19 protein-coding genes are annotated in these 19,984 nt (G+C 69.4%); 13 read left to right on the top strand and 6 right to left on the bottom strand.

Translation table 11 applies throughout. From position 1 onward, the window contains the following. Positions 1–9: 9 nt before the first annotated feature. A complete protein-coding gene (locus ABZ345_RS13630; RefSeq protein ID WP_359846964.1) occupies positions 10–1,119 on the top strand; it encodes a glycosyltransferase family 4 protein in 1,110 nt (369 codons plus the stop codon). Positions 1,120–1,207: 88 nt separating this feature from the next. Here the strand turns inward: ABZ345_RS13630 and ABZ345_RS13635 are convergent, their stop codons facing one another. Continuing rightward, positions 1,208–4,069 (bottom strand): BTAD domain-containing putative transcriptional regulator, encoded by a 2,862-nt coding sequence (locus ABZ345_RS13635; protein WP_359846967.1) that lies wholly within the window; start codon positions 4,067–4,069, stop codon positions 1,208–1,210. A 247-nt stretch (positions 4,070–4,316) separates the two neighbouring features. After that, complete coding sequence (locus tag ABZ345_RS13640) at positions 4,317–6,113, bottom strand: long-chain fatty acid--CoA ligase (RefSeq protein ID WP_359846970.1); 1,797 nt, start codon at positions 6,111–6,113, stop codon at positions 4,317–4,319. Between the two features lie 98 nt (positions 6,114–6,211). Between ABZ345_RS13640 and ABZ345_RS13645 the strand changes: the two genes are divergently transcribed. From ABZ345_RS13645 to ABZ345_RS13670, 6 genes are read left to right on the top strand one after another with little or no spacing between them, the layout of a single operon-like run. Continuing rightward, positions 6,212–6,592 carry a polyketide cyclase / dehydrase and lipid transport gene (locus ABZ345_RS13645; protein ID WP_359846973.1) on the top strand — a complete coding sequence of 127 codons (381 nt, stop codon included), beginning with the start codon at positions 6,212–6,214 and terminating at the stop codon, positions 6,590–6,592. Positions 6,593–6,650: 58 nt separating this feature from the next. Continuing rightward, positions 6,651–7,439 carry a metallophosphoesterase gene (locus tag ABZ345_RS13650; protein WP_359846976.1) on the top strand — a complete coding sequence of 263 codons (789 nt, stop codon included), beginning with the start codon at positions 6,651–6,653 and terminating at the stop codon, positions 7,437–7,439. Between the two features lie 23 nt (positions 7,440–7,462). Beyond that, positions 7,463–7,903: an SRPBCC family protein gene (locus tag ABZ345_RS13655; protein ID WP_359846979.1), complete on the top strand. Its 441-nt coding sequence runs from the start codon at positions 7,463–7,465 to the stop codon at positions 7,901–7,903. Next, the gene (locus ABZ345_RS13660) at positions 7,900–9,108 is read left to right on the top strand and encodes an ArsA family ATPase (protein WP_359846982.1); all 1,209 of its coding nucleotides are present in this window, start codon (positions 7,900–7,902) and stop codon (positions 9,106–9,108) included. Before ABZ345_RS13655 ends, ABZ345_RS13660 begins: the two co-directional genes overlap by 4 nt. A gap of 12 nt (positions 9,109–9,120) precedes the next feature. After that, positions 9,121–9,471 (top strand): hypothetical protein, encoded by a 351-nt coding sequence (locus tag ABZ345_RS13665; protein ID WP_359846984.1) that lies wholly within the window; start codon positions 9,121–9,123, stop codon positions 9,469–9,471. Further along, positions 9,471–10,445, top strand: a complete 975-nt coding sequence (locus ABZ345_RS13670; protein ID WP_359846987.1) for an ROK family glucokinase — start codon at positions 9,471–9,473, stop codon at positions 10,443–10,445. Before ABZ345_RS13665 ends, ABZ345_RS13670 begins: the two co-directional genes overlap by 1 nt. Positions 10,446–10,981: 536 nt before the next feature. Here ABZ345_RS13670 and ABZ345_RS13675 read toward each other — a convergent pair. Next, positions 10,982–11,110, bottom strand: coding sequence for a hypothetical protein (locus tag ABZ345_RS13675; protein ID WP_269112237.1), 129 nt, complete (start codon positions 11,108–11,110; stop codon positions 10,982–10,984). Positions 11,111–11,175: 65 nt separating this feature from the next. Beyond that, on the bottom strand, positions 11,176–11,634 hold the full coding sequence (locus ABZ345_RS13680) for a hypothetical protein (protein WP_359846990.1): 459 nt from the start codon (positions 11,632–11,634) through the stop codon (positions 11,176–11,178). Positions 11,635–11,828: 194 nt separating this feature from the next. Between ABZ345_RS13680 and ABZ345_RS13685 the strand changes: the two genes are divergently transcribed. The 3 genes from ABZ345_RS13685 to ABZ345_RS13695 all read left to right on the top strand — a co-directional run bounded on the left by ABZ345_RS13685 (position 11,829) and on the right by ABZ345_RS13695 (position 14,201). Next, a complete protein-coding gene (locus tag ABZ345_RS13685) occupies positions 11,829–12,563 on the top strand; it encodes a lysophospholipid acyltransferase family protein (protein ID WP_359847510.1) in 735 nt (244 codons plus the stop codon). A gap of 21 nt (positions 12,564–12,584) precedes the next feature. Continuing rightward, positions 12,585–13,097: a polyadenylate-specific 3'-exoribonuclease AS gene (locus ABZ345_RS13690; protein WP_359846993.1), complete on the top strand. Its 513-nt coding sequence runs from the start codon at positions 12,585–12,587 to the stop codon at positions 13,095–13,097. A 75-nt stretch (positions 13,098–13,172) separates the two neighbouring features. Beyond that, a complete protein-coding gene (locus ABZ345_RS13695) occupies positions 13,173–14,201 on the top strand; it encodes a 6-phosphofructokinase (RefSeq protein WP_359846996.1) in 1,029 nt (342 codons plus the stop codon). 213 nt (positions 14,202–14,414) lie between these two features. Here ABZ345_RS13695 and ABZ345_RS13700 read toward each other — a convergent pair whose 3' ends face one another. After that, on the bottom strand, positions 14,415–15,422 hold the full coding sequence (locus tag ABZ345_RS13700; RefSeq protein ID WP_359846999.1) for a DUF2891 domain-containing protein: 1,008 nt from the start codon (positions 15,420–15,422) through the stop codon (positions 14,415–14,417). A gap of 166 nt (positions 15,423–15,588) precedes the next feature. On the opposite strand from ABZ345_RS13700, the gene ABZ345_RS13705 reads away from it, so the two are divergent. Further along, entirely contained in the window at positions 15,589–16,977 is a 1,389-nt protein-coding gene (locus tag ABZ345_RS13705; protein ID WP_359847002.1) for a class II 3-deoxy-7-phosphoheptulonate synthase, read from the top strand. Positions 16,978–17,046: 69 nt separating this feature from the next. Here the strand turns inward: ABZ345_RS13705 and pknB are convergent, their stop codons facing one another. Beyond that, positions 17,047–19,062, bottom strand: coding sequence for a Stk1 family PASTA domain-containing Ser/Thr kinase (gene pknB, locus ABZ345_RS13710; RefSeq protein WP_359847004.1), 2,016 nt, complete (start codon positions 19,060–19,062; stop codon positions 17,047–17,049). Between the two features lie 77 nt (positions 19,063–19,139). On the opposite strand from pknB, the gene ABZ345_RS13715 reads away from it, so the two are divergent. Together ABZ345_RS13715 and ABZ345_RS13720 are read left to right on the top strand one after the other, a co-directional pair. Beyond that, positions 19,140–19,505, top strand: a complete 366-nt coding sequence (locus tag ABZ345_RS13715; RefSeq protein ID WP_359847513.1) for an Rv2175c family DNA-binding protein — start codon at positions 19,140–19,142, stop codon at positions 19,503–19,505. A gap of 69 nt (positions 19,506–19,574) precedes the next feature. Continuing rightward, on the top strand, positions 19,575–19,976 hold the full coding sequence (locus ABZ345_RS13720) for a hypothetical protein (RefSeq protein WP_359847006.1): 402 nt from the start codon (positions 19,575–19,577) through the stop codon (positions 19,974–19,976). The last annotated feature ends 8 nt before the right edge of the window (positions 19,977–19,984 follow it).

Below are 19,984 nucleotides of genomic sequence, written 5' to 3' on the forward strand. Positions count from 1 at the left end.
GTTGGTTCCGTGCGCCGAACCCTGCTGGTGACCAACGACTTCCCGCCCCGACCCGGTGGCATCCAGTCCTACCTGCACGCTTTGGCGACACGGCTGCCCGCGGACTCTCTCGTCGTGTACGCGCCGAAGTGGAAGGGCGCGGCGGAGTTCGACGCCGAGCAACCTTTCCCCGTCGTGCGGCATCCCACGTCCTTGATGCTGCCGACGCCCGACGTGCTCCGGCGCGCCCGTGAGATCGCCCGCGCCGAGTCCTGCGACGCCGCGTGGTTCGGTGCGGCCGCCCCGCTGGCGTTGCTGGCGCCGTCGCTGGGGCTGAGCCGCGCGGTGGCGTGCACGCACGGGCACGAGGTCGGCTGGTCGATGTTGCCGGTGGCACGGCAGGCGTTGCGGGCGATCGGGTCCGGTGTGGACGTCGTGACCTACGTCAGCCGCTACACCCGCTCGCGGTTCGCCGCGGCGTTCGGTCCGATGGCGGCGTTGGAGCACCTTCCGTCCGGTGTGGACACCGACCTGTACCGCCCGGATCCCGCCGCGCGCGCCGAGATCCGCGGCCGGTACGGGCTGGGTGACCGCCCGGTGATCGTGTGCGTGTCGCGGCTCGTGCCGCGCAAGGGGCAGGACATCCTGATCCGCGCCTTGCCGTTGATCCAGCAGAAGGTGCCGGACGCGGCGCTGCTGATCGTCGGTGGCGGGCCGTACCGGGGAACGCTCGAGAAGATGGCCGCGGACGCCAAACCCGGTGACGTCGTGCTGACCGGCTCGGTGCCGTGGGAGGAACTGCCCGCGCACTACAACGCCGGTGACGTCTTCGCGATGCCGTGCCGCACCCGTGGCCGCGGACTTGACGTCGAGGGGCTCGGCATCGTCTACCTGGAGGCCTCGGCGACCGGGCTGCCGGTGATCGCCGGACGGTCCGGTGGAGCGCCCGAGACCGTGCGCGACGGCATCACGGGCAACGTCGTCGACGGGCTCGACGTCGAGAACGTCGCCGAGAGGGTCGCCGCCCTGCTCGCCGACCCGGAGATGGCGGTCAAGATGGGACGCGCCGGGCGGGAGTGGGTGAGCGACCACTGGCGGTGGGACCAGCTCGCACACCGCCTCGAACGCCTCATCGGCTGATGTCCAGTACGCGATATCCGATATATCAGCACCCGATGCGGCAGAGTCGGACGTGGGAGTTCGGCGGTATATCGGATATCAGTGCAGGTCAGGCGAGCTCATGAGCTCGGGCCTCCAGGGCGCGCAGCCCCAGTTCGGCGCTGCGGCGTGAGGCCTGGTCAGCGGCCGACCGGGACTCGGAGTGCCGGCCGAGATCGCGCCACACCAGAGCCAGGTTGATCAACGCGCGGACCTCACCGGAGGCGTAGCCGATGCGCCGCGCCGTGGTGAGGGCTTGGTCGAAGAGTTCGGCCGCCGCGTCGAAGTCGGACAACGCGCGGCGGACCTCGCCGAGCGTGATCCGCACGGATGTCGCCACCTGCTGGTCGCCACCGTCTGCGACCAGCGACAGAGCCCGCGAGGCCAACGACAACGCGGCCGGGGCGTTGTCCGAGGCGAGCTCCAGCGCGGCCAGGTTTTCGAGGGTCTCCGCCTCACCGGCCGGGACGTTGCCGATCTCCAGGGCGCGTTCGAGGTGGTCGCGGGCCTCGCCGAACCGGCCCTGCAGGCGCAGCGCCATGCCGAGGTAGGTGTGGCTGTCGGCGTTGGGCGCGAGAGCGTGAGCCTGGGAGAAGTGGTCGACGGCGCCGTCGATCTCGCCGAGCTCCACGGCGAGCTGGCCGAGGTTGTACAGACCGGTGCTGATGCTGTCGGCCGAACGCAGCATCTCCAGGCAGCGGACCAGAGCGGTCTTCGCCTCGGCGAGCTGACCGGACCGGCGGTGGACGAGGCTGAGGTTGTTCAGCACGCTCGCCTCGGCGTCCTTGTCGCCCAGCGTGCGGTACAGCTCGATGGCCTCGTTGTGGTGCTCGACCGAGAGCGCGTACTCGCCGAGCCGCAGGTAGAGGGTGCCCAGGTTGGCGTGCATCGCGGCCTCGGCCGGGCGGTGCGCGGAGGCCTGGGCGGCCAGCAGGCCATGGTGGGCGGTCGCGAGCCATTCGCCCACGTGCTGGCCGATCCACAGGTAGCCGCGCAGGGCGTCGGCCAGCTGCCACGCCATGGCGGCCGGGCCGTGCTCGGCGGCGTGCCGGATCGCGGCCGTCAGGTTCGGCCGTTCCGCGTCGAGCCACGCCAGCGCCTCGGCCGAGCTCGAGATCCGGGGCGCCGGGCCCGAGGCGGACGACGGCAACCGCACGATGCCGGGGTAGAGGAGCTCGGCGCAGCGTTCGACTCCGCGCACGTAGTGGTTCAGCAGCGCCGTCCAGGCCACCTTCTCCTCGGCCGGCGTGTCCGACTCCTCGCGCAACGCCGCCGCGTAGCGCATCAGCTCGTCGTGGAACCTGTAGCGGCCAGGAACCGTCGAAACCACCAGCTGAGCGATCTCCAGCACCGTCAGCAGACCCTCGGCGTCCACGTCGGCCAGCGCCGAGGCGGCCTCCGCGGTGAAGTCCGGGCCGGGCACGAGCGACAACAGCCGGAACAGACGCTGCGGCGCGGGCGGAAGGGCCGCGTAGGCGAGTTCGATCGGTGAACCGGAAATCGTCACGTCGCCGCGTCCGGCGAGGTAGGCCGCCGCCACCCGCAACGCCAGCGGCAGGTGTCCGCAGCGCGACGCCAGCTCGGCGTGATCACCCGGCCCCAGCAGTTCGGAGAGCAACGACGCGGATTCGGCGGGAGCGAACACGTCCACCGGCACGGTCCGCGCGCCGTTCATCGCGATCAGGCCGCGCAGGTCGTCCCGCGACGTCACTATCACCCGGCACGACGCCGTCCCCGGCAGCAGCGGCCGCACCTGGTCCGGCGCGGAGGCGTTGTCCAGCATCAGCAGCATCCGGCGGCCCGACAGCAACGACCGCAGCATCGTGCTCTGCTCGTCGGCGTCCGGCGGGATCTCGTCCGCGGGCACCCCGAGCGCCCGCAGGAACCGCGACAGCACGTCCATCCCGTCCGCGGGCGGCCCCAGCGAGTATCCGCGCAGGTCGACGTACAGCTGGCCGTCCGGGAACCGCCCTCGCAGCAGGTGGGCCACGTGCACGGCCAACGTCGTCTTGCCCACCCCTGGCGGCCCCGCCAGCGTCACGATCGGCACCGACCCGCCCGTGATCAGTCCCGAGACGCGCTCGACGTGCCACGAACGTCCCGTGAAGTCCGCGATGTCGTCAGGCAGACGCATCGGTGACGCCGGCGCGCGTTCCGGCTCGCGTGCGGCAACGGGCGCGGCCAGCGACGGCGCCCCCACCAGGATCGCCTGGTGCAGCGACCGCAGCTCGGGCGACGGGTCGATGCCCAGCTGCTCGTCCAGGGTCCGGTCGAGCTGCCGGAACGCCTCCAGCGCCTCCGCCTGCCGGCTGCTGCGGTACAGCGCGAGCATCAGTTGCCCCCAGAACCGCTCGCGCAACGGGTGGTCCCGCGTCAGCGCGAACAGCTCCGGCACCAGGTCCGCGTGGTTGCCCAGCGCGAGCTCCACGTCGATCCGCTGCTCGTGCACGGTCATCAGCAGCTCGGTCAGCCGCGGCGCGTTCTCGGCGTAGAGCGTCTCGGAAGGCACGTCCGACAGCACCGGGCCGCGCCACAGCTCCAACGCCTCGGAAAACGCTTTCCGTGCGCTGACCAGGTCGTTCGCCGAAGCAGCCGCCCGTCCGCGAGCAGCCGCGTCAGCGAACCGGTGCACATCCACGGCCAGCGGGTCGACGCGCATCCGGTAGCCGTCAGGGGCGGTCTGGATCAGCGACGGGTCACCCAGCGCCGCCCGCAACCGCATCACGTACGTCTGCAACGTCCCACGCGTGCGGGCAGGCGGTGCGTCACCCCACACGTGCTCGACGAGTTCCGTCACGGGCACGACGCGGTTCGGGCGCAGCAGCAACGCCGCCAGCAACGCCCTGTGCTTGCCCGCCCTCAGCACCACCGGCGAGCCGTCCAGGCGCACTTCCAACGGGCCGAGCAGCCGGAACTGCGGACCCGAAGCCATTGCCTCCCCTTCGCGCGTACCTGACGTTCCCCGCCTGCCCGACAGCCTAATTGCGCACTGTCGCCGAGTGACATCGGCGCGTCAGCGATACGTCAGCGTCGTACGGCAATCTTCTTCATGTCCCGGTCGGGGGGCCGGGGCAACAAACTTCTCGGGTTCCGCGGAGATCCGCGGATCACGATCGCTGGGGGTCGAAAGGCCCAGGAGCTCTCTCTCAGCTCCTGGGCCTTTCGCGCATTACACCCTCTTACTTCGCGTAGATGGCGTCGATGTCCGACGCGTACGTCGTCGCCACGACAGAGCGCTTCAGCTTCAGCGACGGCGTCATCTCGCCACCCGCCTCGGTGAAGTCGATCGGCAGCACCCGGAACTTGCGGATCGCCTCGGCCTTCGACACCGACTTGTTCGCCTCGTCCACCACGGCCTGGATCTCGGCCAGCAGCTCGGAGTCCTCGATCAGGTCCGCGACCTCGGCCGACACCGGCTTGCCGTGCGACTCCTTCCACGACGGGAAGAACTCGGGGTCGATCGTGATCAGCGCGCCGATGAACGGCTGCTTGTCACCGACGACCATGCACTGCGACACCAGCGGGTGCGCCCGGATGCGGTCCTCGAGCTGCGCGGGGGAGACGTTCTTGCCACCGGCGGTGACGATGATCTCCTTCTTGCGGCCCGTGATCTTCAGGAAACCCTCGTTGTCCAGCTCGCCGATGTCACCGGTGTGGAACCAGCCGTCCTCGAGGGCCTCCTTGGTGGCGGCCTCGTTGTTCCAGTAGCCGGTGAAGACGATGTCGCCCTTGATGAGGATCTCGCCGTCGTCCGCGATCCGCACCGACGTGCCGGGCACCGGCAGGCCGACCGTGCCGACCTTCTCCTGGCCGCGGAACGTGACGCACGCCGCGGCCGACGTCTCGGTCAGGCCGTAGCCCTCGTAGACCGGGATGCCGCAGCCGCGGAAGAAGTGCGACAGCCGGTCACCCAGCGGCGCGCCACCGGAGACCGCCGCGACCGCGCGACCGCCCAGAGCGGCCCGCAGCTTCGCGAACACCAGCTTGTCGAACACCGCGTGCCGGAGCCGGAGCACCAGGCCGGGCCCGCCGTTGTCCAGCGCGGCGGAGTACTCCACGGCGGTCGCCTCGGCCGCGTCGAAGATCTTGCCCTTGCCGCCGGCGTGCGCCTTCTGCTTGGCGCCGTTGTAGACCTTCTCGAACACGCGCGGCACCGCGACGACGAACGTCGGCCGGAACTGGCCCAGGTCCGCGACGAGGTTCTTCACGTCGGCGGTGTGGCCCAGCGTCGCGCGTGAGTACACGCACGCGAGCGCCAGAGCGCGCGCCAGGATGTGCGCGAGCGGCAGGAACTCCAGCAGCGAGTTGCCCGCCGTGAGGATCTCCGGGAACCGCGTCAGCGCCGACCGCACCTCGGACAGCAGGTTGCGGTGGGTGAGCGTGCAGCCCTTGGGACGGCCCGTGGTGCCCGACGTGTAGACCAGCGTCGCCGTCTCGTCCGCCTTCACCTGCCCGCGCCGCTCGTGCACCTGGTCGTCGGTGATCTCGGCGCCCAGCGCGGTCAGCTCGTCGACCGCGGCGGCCGAGCCCTCGATCTGCCACACGTGGCGCAGCTCGGGCAGCGTGCCGACGACGTCGTCGACCGACCCGCGGTGCGCGGACGTCTCGACGAAGACCGCCTTCGCGCCGGAGTCGGACAGGATCCACTCGATCTGGTCCGCCGACGACGTCTCGTAGATCGGCACGGTGATGGCACCGGCCGCCCAGATGGCGAAGTCGAGCAGCTGCCACTCGTAGCGGGTCTTGGAGACCAGGCCGATGCGGTCGCCGTGCTCGATACCCGCGGCGATCATGCCCTTGGCGACGGCCATGACCTGCGCGGCGAAGTCACGCGCCGTGATGTCGACCCAGGTGCCGTCGACCTGCCTGCGAAAGCTGACGGCGTTGCCGAAGCGCTCCGCGTTGGCCCACACCATGTCGGTGAGGTTCTCCTCCGGAGCCACTGCGGCCGTGGCGGGGACGCTGAACTCGCGCACGTCAACCTCCGTACGGTGATTTGTTACTGGTGGGGAAACTTAGCGTGTGATTCCGGTGATACAAAGGTTGGGACGCCCTTCCGTTACCTTTTGACCTCATGGCCAGTGTGGACGTCGTCGACGAGACTTTCCTGGCGGTGCCACCCAGCGTGGTCGCCGCCGCCTTCGCCGCGCCATCGTCATGGCGCTCGTTCTGGCCGGATCTCGAGCTCGCCGTCTACGCCGACCGAGGCGAAGAGGGACTGCGCTGGACGGTCGGCGGCGCGCTCGTCGGCACGATGGAGGTCTGGCTCGAGCCGATGCTCGACGGAACCCTGGTGCACTACTTCCTCCGCGCTGATCCGCCCGCCGGTGCGTTCACCCCTCGCACCGCGCTTCGTGAGGTGCAACGCCGCCAGCTCGCCGCGAAGTCCGTTGCTCTGGGCCTGAAGCTGACTCTGGAGGACGGTCGTCCCGCTGGCTGCCCGCCGCACGGGTGATCTTGCTTGACGCGCGTCTCAGAAACCACCCCGCTCCCGGTGAACTAGGTTGGAAAGCGTGCGGGTTCACGTGGTTTCGGATGTGCACGGCAACGCGGACGCGCTCGCGCGTGCCGGTGACGGGGCGGACGCGCTCGTCGTGCTCGGCGATCTCATCGACTTCGTCGACTACTACGACCATTCCAAGGGGATCCTCGGGCGCGTTTTCGGGCCCGAGAAGGTGGGGATCTTCGCCGAGTTGAGACGCGGCACCAGGCGCGCGGACACGGCGGGCTACATCCGGTCCCTCTGGGACGGTCTCGCGGACGCCCGTTCCGTCGTGGAAGAGGCGGTGCTGGAGCAGTACCACGCGCTGTTCGCCGCGATGTCCGCGCCGACGTACGCGACACCGGGCAATGTGGACAGTCCGCACCTGTGGCCGCAGTTCGCCCGCGACGGTGTGCACGTCCTCGACGGCGAGGCGGCGGAGATCGGCGGGCTCAAGTTCGGGTTCGCGGGCGGTGGGCTGTTGCTGCCCGGACACATGCGCAACCCCAGCGCGCCGTGGTTCCCGTACCTCCGAACGGAGGAGGAAATGACGTCCGCGCTCGATCGGATGGGCCCGGTCGACGTCCTGTGCACGCACATCCCGCCGACTGTTCCGGAGCTGACCTACGACGTCGTCGCGCGCCGTCCCGAATGGGGATCGCGGCCCGCGCTGGAGAAGATCGTGCGCGAACGTCCGCGCTGGTCGGTGTTCGGGCACGTGCACCAGCCGTTGGCCAGACGAGTGCGCATCGGCTACACCGAGTGCATCAACGTCGGGCACTTCCAGCGCAGCGGCAAGCCTCACGTCCTCAACTGGTAAAGACGCGAGTAACCTCCTCACTCATGGCCGACGAGTCCACGCAGTCCATCGTCATCGACGCTCCGCCTGAGAAGATCATGGCGATCATCGCGGACTTCCCGTCGTACCCGGACTGGGCGAACGGGATGAAAGAGGTCGAGGTCCTCGACACCGCTTCCGACGGTCGTGCCCAGCAGGTGCGCTTCGCGATCGACCAGGGTCCCGTGAAGGACGAGTACACCCTGAAGTACGACTGGGCCCCCGACGGCCTGTCGGTGAAGTGGGAGCTCGTCAAGGGCACCATGCAGAAGGCGCAGCAGGGCAGCTACGTCCTCGAGCCGTCCGGCACCGGGACCAAGGTCACCTACACGCTGTCGGTGCAGCTGGTGATCCCGATGATCGGGCTGTTCCGCCGCAAGGCCGAGAAGCTGATCCTCGACACCGCGCTCAAGGAACTCAAGAAGCGCGCGGAGAAGGCGGCTTGAGCCGGGTCCTGCTCTTCACCGGCAAGGGCGGGGTCGGCAAGACGACGCTGGCCGCCGCGACGGCGGCCTCCCTCGCGGCACACGGCCGCAAGGCGCTCGTGGTGTCGACCGATCCCGCGCACTCGCTGGGCGACGCGCTCGACGTCCGTCTGGGCGCCGCACCGTCCGAAGTGGACACAGCGGACGGGCTTTTCGCGTGCCAGATCGACCCGCGCGGCCTCGTCGACGAGGCTTGGGGTGAGCTGCGCGGGCACCTTCGAACCGTCTTGGCGGGAGCCGGTGTCGACGAGCTCGACGCCGAGGAGCTGACGGTGCTGCCCGGTGTCGAGGAGCTCCTCGCGCTGGCGGAGGTGCGGCGGCTGGCGTCCAGCGGGCCGTGGGAGGTCGTGGTCGTCGACTGCGGGCCCACTGCGGAGACGTTGCGGCTGCTGTCGTTGCCCGAGGCGTTCGCGGGCTACCTGGAACGGCTTTTCCCCACTCACCGGCGGGTGGTGCGCGGGCTGCTGGCGGGCGTCGCGGGCACCGGGACCGTCGAGAAGTGGGATGCGACGGCGGACGCGTTGAGCCGGCTCGCTGAACGGCTGGACTCGTTGCGGACAATGCTCTCGGATCCTTCCTCGTGCTCGGTCCGGCTGGTGCTGACGCCGGAACGGGTCGTCGCCGCTGAGACTCGGCGCACGCTCACCGCGTTGGCGCTGCAGGGAATCCGGGTCGACAGCGTGATCGCGAACCGGCTGGTGCCCTCGCCGGGTGCCGCGCGGGGTGCCGCGGCTTCCTGGCTGCGCACGCGCCGGCACGAGCAGGACGCGGTGCTGGCCGAGCTGACCGGTATCGGCGAGATCCGCACGGTCGACCACCGCGCGTCGGAACCCGTTGGCGTGCCGGCGTTGCTCGAAGTGGCCTCGCAGCTCTACGGCTCCGAGGACCCGTTGCCGGGTGCCGCCTTGTCGCAGTCGATGCTGGAGGTGTCGGGCAGCGGACGTGGTCTCGACGCCCGATACTCGCTGCGGATCGCGTTGCCGCTCACTGACGACACGGAACTGGACCTCGCGCGCGTGGGCGACGACCTCGCGTTGACCATCGACGGCAGGCGTCGGCTCGTGGCGCTGCCCTCGTTGCTGAAGCGCTGCATCGTGACCGGTGCGGAGATGGACTCGGGTGGCGTCACGGTGGGGTTCCGCCCGGACCCGTCGTTGTGGCGCTGATCAGGAGCTTTCATGACTCAGGACAACACAGGAAAGCTCGCTGAGGAGCTTCGTCTGCTCATCGACGCCGCCGCTGAGCGCATGCAGCCGTGGCTGCAGCGTGTGGCGGAGGCGGGCGATGGCGCGCACACGCCCGAGACGTGCGGCTGGTGCCCTCTGTGCAACGGCGTGGCGCTGCTGCGTGGCGACCGTTCCGAGCTGGCCGCGAAGGCCGCTGAGCACGCCGCGGGCCTGGTAGCGGTGTTGCGCGCGGCCCTGCGCGAGCCTGGGGCCCCACCGCCACCGCCGGAGCCTTCTGGCGGCGCGGAGGAGCCGTCCGGTCAGCGGGTGCAGCACATCAAGGTCGTCAGGAAGACCGACTGATGCTGACCGTCGGAGTGGACATCGGTGGCACCAGCGTGCGAGCGGGCGTCGTGGACGCCCGCGGCTCCGTCCTGGACACCTCACGCGCCCCCACCCCGGCCGGCGAACGCGCTCTCGAAGACGCGATCGTCGCCGCCGTGGAGGAGGTAGCGGACCGGCACGCGGTGAACGCCGTCGGTCTGGCCGTCGCGGGCTTCATCGCCTCCGACCGCCGCACGGTGCGTTTCGCCCCCCACCTGGCGTGGCGGCAGGCCGACGTCGCCGACCGCATGAGCGACCGCCTTGGCATGCCCGTAGTCCTCGAGCACGACGCGAACGCCGCCGCCCTGGCCGAACACCGCTTCGGCGCGGCCCGTGGCGCCAAGACCGCCGTGCTGGTGGCCATCGGCACGGGCATCGGCGCCGCGCTTCTGCTGAACGGCGAGGTCTTCCGCGGCGCCTACGGCGTGGCTCCCGAACTGGGCCACCTGCGCGTCGTCCCCGACGGCCGCCCGTGCCCGTGCGGCAAGAACGGCTGCTGGGAGCGCTACTGCAGCGGCACGGCCCTTTCCGCGACCGCGGTCGAGCTGCTGGCCAAGCACCCAGGCGTCTCCACCGTCCTGGCCCGCGAGGCGGCAGGCGACTCCCGCGCGGTGACAGGCCGCCGAGTCGCCGGCGCGGCCCGTGACGGCGACCCCCTGGCCAAGCGCGCGATGGCCGACCTGGCCCGCTGGCTCGGCGAGGGCCTGGCACTCGTGGCCGACGTCTACGACCCCGAGGTGATCGTCATCGGGGGAGGCGTCTCGGAGTCGGCGCCGATGTTCATGGACGACGCCCGCGAGCGCTACGCCTCCGTGGTGACCGGTGCGGGCCACCGCCCGCTGGCCCGGATCCGCACCGCGCAGCTGGGCGACGACGCCGGCATCGTGGGCGCCGCGACCCTGGCCCGCGAGATGGCCGCGTCCATGACCCGGAACAACGCCCGCCGCTCCTGACCCGATATATCGCCTTCCCGCACCGATATATCAGTTCCCTCGACGCTTCTGACCTGCACCTTAGCAATGAGTCTTTGGACTTCGTCCGCAAACGTCTCGTTGCAATGGCCGGTCGGAAGGGCGCCGGGCTGGTCGTCCGCGGGCCATGCGCGCAGGAGCTGGGCGAGCTGCTTTCGGGCGAAGTCGATGAAGAGAACAGCGTCCACCAGCTCGCAGCGGGCGGCTCCGATGGTCTGGCGGCTGGCCTGCCCTTGATCGGCACAGTCGGCACCCACCCTCGGGAAGTGAGTGTCGTTGTCGTCGCCGACGTCCTGCGCTTCGAGACAGACCCGTTGTCGCGTCGACTCGGCCAGCACGGTCAGCTGCCCGCCTTGGCAATCAGTCTTTTGCGGACGAAGTCCAAAGAGTCATTGCAAGGGTGCAGGTCGGGGCGACTGGTATATCGGTTTGAGGAGTGTCGCGGCGGGCATCTCGGGGTCTGTTCGCCCGCCGCGAACACCAGCTCGAACGCCCGGCCAGTGGGCCGGGCCGGGGGATCAGCGGCCGAGCAGGCGCAGGATGCGCGGGCGGCGCTTGGCGCGCTCCGCGTCCTTCTTGCTCAGGGTCGCCAGGGCGCGGGCCATCATCAGGTGCTGCATCTGGTCCATGCCCGACACGGTAAGCATGACCGAATCGTTATCTGAAGGTTTGAGTGGCCGTTATCACGCCGTTACCGAGTGGGGCGTGACTGTCACACCTGGGCGCCGTCGTCCCATCCCGAGTCGGGCGGAGGGGTGTTGCGCATGCGCAGGATCAGCCAGCCGACGCCCGCGCAGAGTGCCACGAGGGAGAGCGGGGTGCCGATGCGCGACTGCAGACCGAAGAGGCCGGGCGCGACCAGCAGGACGATGCCCAGCACGAACAGGCCGAGCGCCGCGATCGTGGACGCGCGCAGGACCGGAAAGGGCGGGGGCTCGGGCGGGACGTAGTGGTCCTCGTCGTCGCGGTCTCGCCGTTCGGGCTCTTCCACGGGGTCGGAGGGGGTGTCGTCGGCCGCGTCGTCGCGTGCTTCGAGGTCGCTCACGGGGCTCGCCTCGTCGAGGTCGAGCCAGTCCTTGCCGACCCCGTCCCGCTCGAGACCCGCGACGATCTCGGCAAAGAGCTCGTCGACGTTCTCGGGGCCGTCGGTCGAGTCGCGCCGGGCGTTCATCCAGAGCCTCTCCGTGTGCCGCAACCCTCTTGACCCCTCATCGTTGCACGGGCGGGATGTGTTGCGGGTTACGGCAGTCGGCTCAGCACCAGCCGTGACGCACTACTTTGGGACTCGTTGTGTGAGGTGCGGTCGGCTCCGTAGGCTGGTTGCCGGGATCAAGGTTCGCGGTGTCTGAGGAGGCGCTTCCCACGGTGCTGTACTGGTTGATGAAGCACGTCCTCCTGGGACCCATTCTCCGGCTGTTCTTCCAGCCGAAGATCATCGAGGGCGCCGAGAACATCCCGAAGGAGGGCGGCGCGATCCTGGCGAGCAACCACCTCGCCGTCTCCGACTCCTTCTTCCTGCCGCTGATGTTGTCGCGGCGCGTGACCTTCCCCGCCAAGATCGAGTACTTCACCGGCACGGGGCTCAAGGGCAAGCTGCAGAAGTGGTTCTTCTCCGGCGTCGGCCAGGTGCCGATCGACCGGTCCAGCGCCTCGGCCGCCCAGGGCGCGCTCGACACGGGCGTGCGGATCGTGCGCGAGGGCAAGCTGCTCGGCATCTACCCCGAGGGCACCCGCTCGCCCGACGCGCGCCTGTACAAGGGCAAGGTCGGTGTCGCGTGGATCGCGCTGGAGTCCGGTGCGCCGGTGATCCCGGTGGCGATGTTCGGAACGGACAAGGCCAACCCCATCGGCTCGAAGATGTGGAAGCCGTACCCGATCCGCATCAAGATCGGCAAGCCGCTCGACTTCTCCCGCTACGAAGGGCTGTCGGGCGACAGGTTCGTGCTGCGGTCCATCACCGACGAGATCATGTACGCGTTGATGGAGCTCTCCGGTCAGGAGTACGTCGACGTCTACGCGGCGAAGGCGAAGGAACAGGCCACCGACGTCCCGGAGCAGGGCAAGCCCTCGGACCGGGTGCCCGAGAAGAAGGCGAGCTGACCGCACCCCTAGGGTGTCGCGGTGCGGTTCTTCTACGACTGTGAGTTCATCGAGGACGGGGTGACGATCGACCTCGTGTCGATCGGTGTGGTTGACGAGGAAGGCCGCGAGTTCTACGCCGTGTCCACCGAGTTCGACCCCGAGCGGGCTGGGCCTTGGGTGCGGCAGAACGTCCTCAACCAGCTGCCGTCGCCCGCCGACAAGGCGTGGCGCAGCCGCGATCGGATCCGCGAGGACCTGCTCGACTTCCTCGGCGCCCGCAACGCTGCCCGTGACGAGGTGGAGCTGTGGGCGTGGTTCGCCGCCTACGACCACGTCGCGCTGGCGCAGCTGTGGGGTGCGATGCCGGCGTTGCCGCGCTCCCTGCCGCGGTTCACCCGTGACCTGCGGCAGCGCTGGGACGACGTCGGCAGGCCCAAGCTCCCGGCCCCGCCCGCCGACGCGCACGACGCCCTCGCCGACGCGCGCCACAACCTCGCGCGGTGGAAGGTGATCGAGGAACACCGGCGGAAAATCGGTTTTCCCGTCCGGTAAGTGAGACCCGCGTTGCTGCACCGATACAGCTCGTGAAAGTCTGAGTGACACAGAACACGAGAGATTGGGAAGCAGATGCGCATCGGTGTGCTCACTGGCGGTGGTGACTGCCCCGGTCTGAACGCCGTGATCCGGGCCGTGGTCCGCAAGGGCATCAAGGCACACGGCTGGGAGATCGTCGGGTTCCGCAACGGGTGGCAGGGTCCGATCGAGAACCTGACCAAGGAGATCGGCCTCGCGGACGTCGAGGAGATCCTCACCCGCGGTGGCACCATCCTGGGCTCGTCGCGCACGAACCCGTACAAGGTCGAGGGCGGTGTCGACCGCATCCGGGAGACCATCGCGGCCAACAACATCGACGCCATCGTCGCGATCGGCGGCGAGGACACCCTCGGTGTCGCCAAGCGCCTCACCGATGACGGCATCGGCGTCGTCGGTGTGCCGAAGACGATCGACAACGACCTGGGCGCGACCGACTACACGTTCGGCTTCGACACGGCCGTGCACATCGCGACCGAGGCGATCGACCGTCTCCGCACCACGGCCGAGTCGCACCACCGTGCGCTCGTCGTCGAGGTCATGGGCCGCCACGCGGGCTGGATCGCGCTGCACTCCGGTCTCGCCGGTGGCGCGAACGTCATCCTCGTGCCCGAGCGCCCGTTCAGCGTGGACAAGGTCGTCGGCTACGTCGAGCGCCGCTTCGAGCGCGAGTTCGCTCCGATCATCGTCGTCGCCGAGGGCGCGATTCCCGAGGGTGGCGCCGAGGTGCTGCACTCCGGTGAGCGCGACGCCTTCGGCCACGTCCGTCTCGGTGGCGTCGGCCAGTGGCTCGCGGAGGAGATCGCGGACCGCACCGGCAAGGAGTCCCGCGCGGCCGTGCTCGGCCACATCCAGCGCGGCGGCACGCCGACCGCGTACGACCGCGTCCTCGCGACCCGCTTCGGCCTGCACGCCGTCGACGCCGTCGCGGCCGGCGACTTCGGCACCATGGTCGCGTTGCGTGGTACCGACATCGTGCGCGTGAAGCTGTCCGAGGCGACGGCCGAGCTCAAGACCGTGCCGACCGAGCGCTACGAAGAGGCCGAGGTCTTCTTCGGCGCCTGATCTTTGGGCCTGATCCTCGGGCCTGATATATCGGATAGTGGATCTCGCGGAATGCCGGGTGTCGACGTGCTGTCGACACCCGGCATTCGGCTTGTATACAGGCAGACGAGCCTCGGCGGCGCGGAGTCCTACAGGCGCGCGATATATCAGTTATGCAAAAGACGTTTGCGGACGTCCGCAAACGTCTTTTGCATAAGGGTGCGTTGGTGCAGGTCAGAAGGCTTTGACGTCGAGGTAGGCGGCGAAGGTGCCGAGCCAGTGGTCGGCCATGTAGCCGTGGCCGCCGAAGACGTAGGTCCACCCGGCCTCGCGGTGCGCGGCGGAAGCCGTCCGGGCCAGATCGGCGTACCGGTGGCCTGCCGGGAGCGAGTCGGCGATGGCCTCCCAGTTCCAGGCGCGCGACAACGCGAGCCCTGCCAGGTGTGAGCCGTAGGGGTCGCTGGGATCGTCGACCGGGAAGGGCTCGCGCAGCACGCGCCACCGTTCCGAACCGAGCTCCGGCAGGTACGCGTCGAACCACGCCCCGAACTCCGGCGTGTCCAGGGCGCGGCGCATCAGGTCGGCCGTCGTCAGCGCGGGGGAGAGGAAATCGGCGGCGTCCGGCTCGAACCCTCCGTAGGCGACCTCGTCCCGGTGCCATCGCAGAGCCGCGTCGATGCACGCCGAGGCCAGCTCGAAGTCCCCGGTCACCTGAGCGGCGTCGAACACCAGCCCGGTCGCGAACGCGGTGTTGCCGTGGGTGCCCGTGCGCATCGGGAGCCGCGCCGCCGAGATCCACTCGAGCCAGCGGTCGCGCAGCACGTCCGCGATCGGCGCCACCGACCACGGCAGGCCGGACGTCCGCAGCTCCGCGTCGAGCAGCAGCAGCCACGCCCACCCGTACGGCCGCTCCCAGTGACGGCCGGAAGGCGAGGCGAAGAACGCGGCCTCGACGGCGCAGTTCTCGTGCGTGATCAGCTTGTCGAGAGCGTCACGGGCCAGGCCGGCTCCCGGCAGCGAGGGACGCAGGCGCAGCAGCCGCACGGCGAGCCACGTCTGGTGCACGCACGAGTGCCAGTCGAACGACCCGGCGAACACGGGGTGCAGCACCCGTTGCGGTATCAGCCGGTCGTCGCCGTCGATGACGTGCGTCCAATGCACCGGGTGATCGCGCTGGATGTTGTCGATCGCGATGGCCAGCAGCCGGGTCGCGGTGCCGTCATCCAATCGGGTGGCGTCCATGGCCCACATCATGCAGTGCGTCGTCTCAATAGGGCAGAGGCCGATAGTTGACAAGTAACAGACTCCATCCCCAGATGCGCCATCGGATGAAGCCCTGGCCAACACCGCTAGAACCGCTGACAGGCCCGGCCCGGTCTCTCAGTGTGGGACAACTAGGATGAGCAGCGTGAACTGGACCGTGGACGTGCCCATCGACACGCTTCCCGAGCTTCCGCCGCTGCCTCCCGAGATGCGCAAGCGCCTGGACGACGCCCTGTCGCGCCCGGCCGCCCAGCAGCCCGAATGGCCCGACGCCGAACAGGTGCGTCGCGTGCGGACCGTGCTCGAGAGCGTGCCGCCGATCACCGTGCCCGCCGAGATCGACCGGCTGCACACGCAACTGGCGCAGGTCGCGAACGGTGAGGCGTTTCTCCTGCAGGGCGGTGACTGCGCGGAGACGTTCGCGGACAACACCGAACCGCACATCCGCGCGAACATCCGGACCCTGCTGCAGATGGCCGTGGTGCTGACCTACGGCGCGAGCCTGCCGGTGGTGAAGGTCGGCCGCATCGCCGGCCAGTACGCCAAGCCGCGTTCGTCGGGCATCGACGCGCTGGGGCTGCCGTCCTACCGCGGCGACATCATCAACTCCCTGGTCGCGACTCCCGAGGCCCGCGTGGCGGACCCCGGCCGCATGATCCGCGCCTACGCCAACGCCGGCGCGGCGATGAACCTGCTGCGGGCGCTGACGGGCGCGGGTCTGGCCGACCTGCACCGCGTGCACGACTGGAACCGCGACTTCGTGCGCACCTCGCCCGCGGGCGAGCGTTACGAGGCGCTGGCCGGCGAGATCGACCGCGGCCTGAAGTTCATGTCGGCGTGTGGCGTGAACGACCAGTCGTTGCACGGCACGGAGATCTTCGCCTCGCACGAGGCGCTGCTGCTGGACTACGAGCGTGCGCTGCTGCGCCTCGACACGACGCGCGACGAGCCCCGGCTGTACGACCTGTCGTCGCACTTCGTGTGGATCGGTGAGCGCACGCGTCAGCTCGACGGCGCGCACATCGCGTTCGCCGAGATGCTGGCGAACCCGATCGGCCTCAAGATCGGTCCGACGACGACGCCGGAGATGGCGGTCGAGTACGTGGAGCGGCTGGACCCGCGCAACGAGCCGGGCCGCCTGACGCTCATCTCGCGCATGGGCAACCAGAAGGTGCGCGACGTGCTGCCGGCGATCATCGAGAAGGTCGAGGCCAGCGGCCACAAGGTCATCTGGCAGTGCGACCCGATGCACGGCAACACCCACGAGTCGAGCACCGGCTACAAGACCCGGCACTTCGACCGGATCGTCGACGAGGTCCAGGGCTTCTTCGAGGTGCACCGCCGCCTGGGCACGCACCCCGGCGGCATCCACATCGAGCTCACGGGTGAGGACGTCACCGAGTGCCTCGGTGGCGCGCAGGAGATCTCCGACGACGACCTCGCCGGCCGCTACGAGACGGCGTGCGACCCGCGCTTGAACACGCAGCAGTCGCTCGAGCTCGCCTTCCTCGTCGCCGAGATGCTGCGCTCGTAGTTTCCTGAAGACGAGCTGAAGAACGAAGGGCCCCGCGTCGAGAACGCGGGGCCCTTCGCTTTGCTCCTGTCAGAGGCCGAAGATGGTGATCTCCGTACCGCGCTTGGCCTTGCTGCCCGGCTGCGGGTTCTGGTTCACGACGGTCGCGTTGTTGCTCCGGTTGAACTCGACCTTCACCTTGAAGCCGCGCTCCTCGAGCTCCTTCTTCGCATCCCGGACCTTCTGCCGGGTCACGTCCGGAACCTCAACCTCCGAGTTGTCCTGGAAGAACACGGTGACGCGCTTGTTCGCCGTCGGGTCCAGCACCGTGCCCGCGGGCGGGTCCGTGCGCACCACGCGCGCTTCGTCGCCGGTGGCGGCGTCCTGACCGGTTGCCTCGACCGGTTCCAGACCGGCGCGCTGCAGCTCGGCGAACGCCTCGTCCTTCGTCTTGCCCTGCACGTTCGGGACCGGCCTGCGCGGCGCGGGACCCTTGCTCAGCACCAGGGTCACCGGGCTGTTGATGTTCAGCGCCGTGCCGGGACGGGGGTCCAGCGCCACGACCTTGCCGATCGGCACGGTGTCGTGGAACGCGTCCTTCGTGGCGTCCTTGACCGCCTTCAGGCCCGCGGTCTCGATCTCCTTGGTCGCGGCCTCGACGTCGACACCGACGTTGACGAACGGCACCACGGGCTTGCCGCGCGACACGACGATCTTCACGGTCTGGTTCTTGCGCAGCTCCGTGCCCGAACCGGGGTCGGTGCTGATGACCTGGCCGTTCGGCACGTCGTCCGACGGCACCTTGTCGACCAGCCCCGTGAGCTCCGCGGCCTTCATCAGCTGCGACGCGTTCGACTCGGACTGCCCGACCACCGCGGGAACGGCCGTCCAGCGGCCAGCGCCGAGGTACCAGGAGAACAGGCCGATGATCAACGCCAGCACGGCGACGACGGAGCCCCAGATGATGAAGAGCTTCTTGCGGCGCTTGCGTTCCGCCTCGACCGGGTCGACCTTCGGCTTCTTCGCACGGGCCTGGGGAGGCCGGCGGCGTGGCTGCTCTGGCCGGGGCATCGCGCGCGTGCCGGCCATGCCGGGAGGCGGCGTGGGAGGGCCGGTGTTGATGGTCGTCATGGCGGCCTGCACCGGCTGCACCGGCCGGGTGGCCTCGGCGATCGACGGGGGAGTGGCGCCGACGGCGACCGGAACCGGGCGCATGACCATCGTCTTGTCGTTCTCGGGCGCGGAACCGGGAACGGGCACAGGCTGCGGGGTCAGGCCCATCTCCGACCCGACGCGCTCCAGTTCGGAGAGGAAGGCGTCCGCGTTGATCGGACGCAGCGACGGGTCACGCCGCGTCGCCTTGCGCACCAGCGTGTCGAGGGCCAGCGGGATCTCGGGGATCGATGGGACGTCCGAGGTCACGTGCTGGTAGGCGACCGAGATGGGCGTCTCGCCGCGGTACGGCGCCTGGCCCGCCAGCATCTCGTAGAGCACGATTCCGGCCGAGTAGACGTCACTGCGCGCGTCCGCGGCGCCCGTCTCCACCTGTTCAGGTGAGAGATAGGCCACAGTTCCGAGGATCTCGCTGTCGCTCGTGACGCCGTTCACGCCGATCGCGCGGGCCAGCCCGAAGTCCGCCACCTTGACCTGGCCACCCGGTCCGATCAGCACGTTCTCCGGCTTCACGTCGCGGTGCACCAGTCCGGCGCGGTGTGCGGCGCCCAACGCGGACAGCACGGGGCCCAGGACGCTCAACGCCACCGCGGGAGGGAGCTTGCCGCGCTGATTGAGCAGGTCACGGAGGTTTCCGCCGTCGATCAGCTCCATCACCAGGTACACCTGGTCACCGTCGACACCCTGGTCGTGCACGGACACCACGGCCGGGTGATGCAACTGAGCGGCCGCGCGTGCCTCTCGCTCGAAGCGCGCGACGAAAGCAGGGTCCGCCGTCAGGTGCGGATCCATCACTTTGACCGCGACATCGCGGTCCAGGCGGGTGTCGCGACCTCGATAGACGGTGGACATGCCACCGCGTGCGAGCACGGAGTCCACCCGGTACCGCTGCTCGAGCAGTCCACCCATCACGTTCGAAACCGACCTCTCCACAGTGCGAGATGGTAAAGCTCAGGATGACCCGGTTGGCGGAAGGGCGTTCACAGTTCGGTTATGGCATCGTGACCCCCGTGAGTGCGATACCTGCCGCTGCGGATGTACTGGCTGCCGACCTGGAGGTTCTTCCTCTCCCCGAGGTGGCCGACCGAATGGGGCTTCCGGTCACCCGGATCCACCAACTGCTGCGCGACGGGCAACTGCTCGCCGTGCGGCGGGACGGCGTTCTCGTCGTTCCCGAAGCGTTTCTCGCCGTCGGAACGGTGGTGAAGGGTCTGCCCGGCACCATCACGGTGCTGCGCGACCAGAACTTCTCCACGGACGAGATTCTGCGCTGGCTCTTCACGGAGGACGAAAGCCTCCCTGGCACTCCGATCGAAGCATTGCGCGGAGACCGTGGGCGTGAGGTAAAGCGACGCGCGCAAGCCATGGGCTTCTAGTTCACCCGATGCAGCGGTTCCGGGCGTCTCCGCAGGCGAGAGGCGTCCGGAACCCCTGAACTGGTGCACATGATCGTCAAGACTCTCCTCGCCGGGTTCACGGCCGCCGGACTGCTGTTGTCCCCGGTCGCCGCCACGGCAGCTCCTGCTGTGCACGCCAAGCCCACCACGCTCGAACTGGACGCGGGTGGCGCGCAGGTCAAGGTCAAGAAGGGCAACCAGCTCCAGATCAAGGGCAAGCTCGGCGCCCAGGGCGGCGAGCGTCAGCTGACGCTGGGCCTCGACGTGTTCGCGCAGGTCAGGGTCGGCGCTTCGGTGTGGAGCAACATCTACACCAAGAACTGCCAGCCGAACGCGACGTTCAACGCCAAGCTGACCATCGACGCGTCCGCCGATCTGCGCCTCTACTTCCCCGGCACCAGCGCTTACGCCTCCGCGACGTCCAACATCGTCGGAGTTGTGATCATCTAACGCCGGGT

This window comes from Lentzea sp. NPDC005914, from assembly GCF_040629405.1.
In the GTDB taxonomy this organism is placed as follows: domain Bacteria; phylum Actinomycetota; class Actinomycetes; order Mycobacteriales; family Pseudonocardiaceae; genus Lentzea.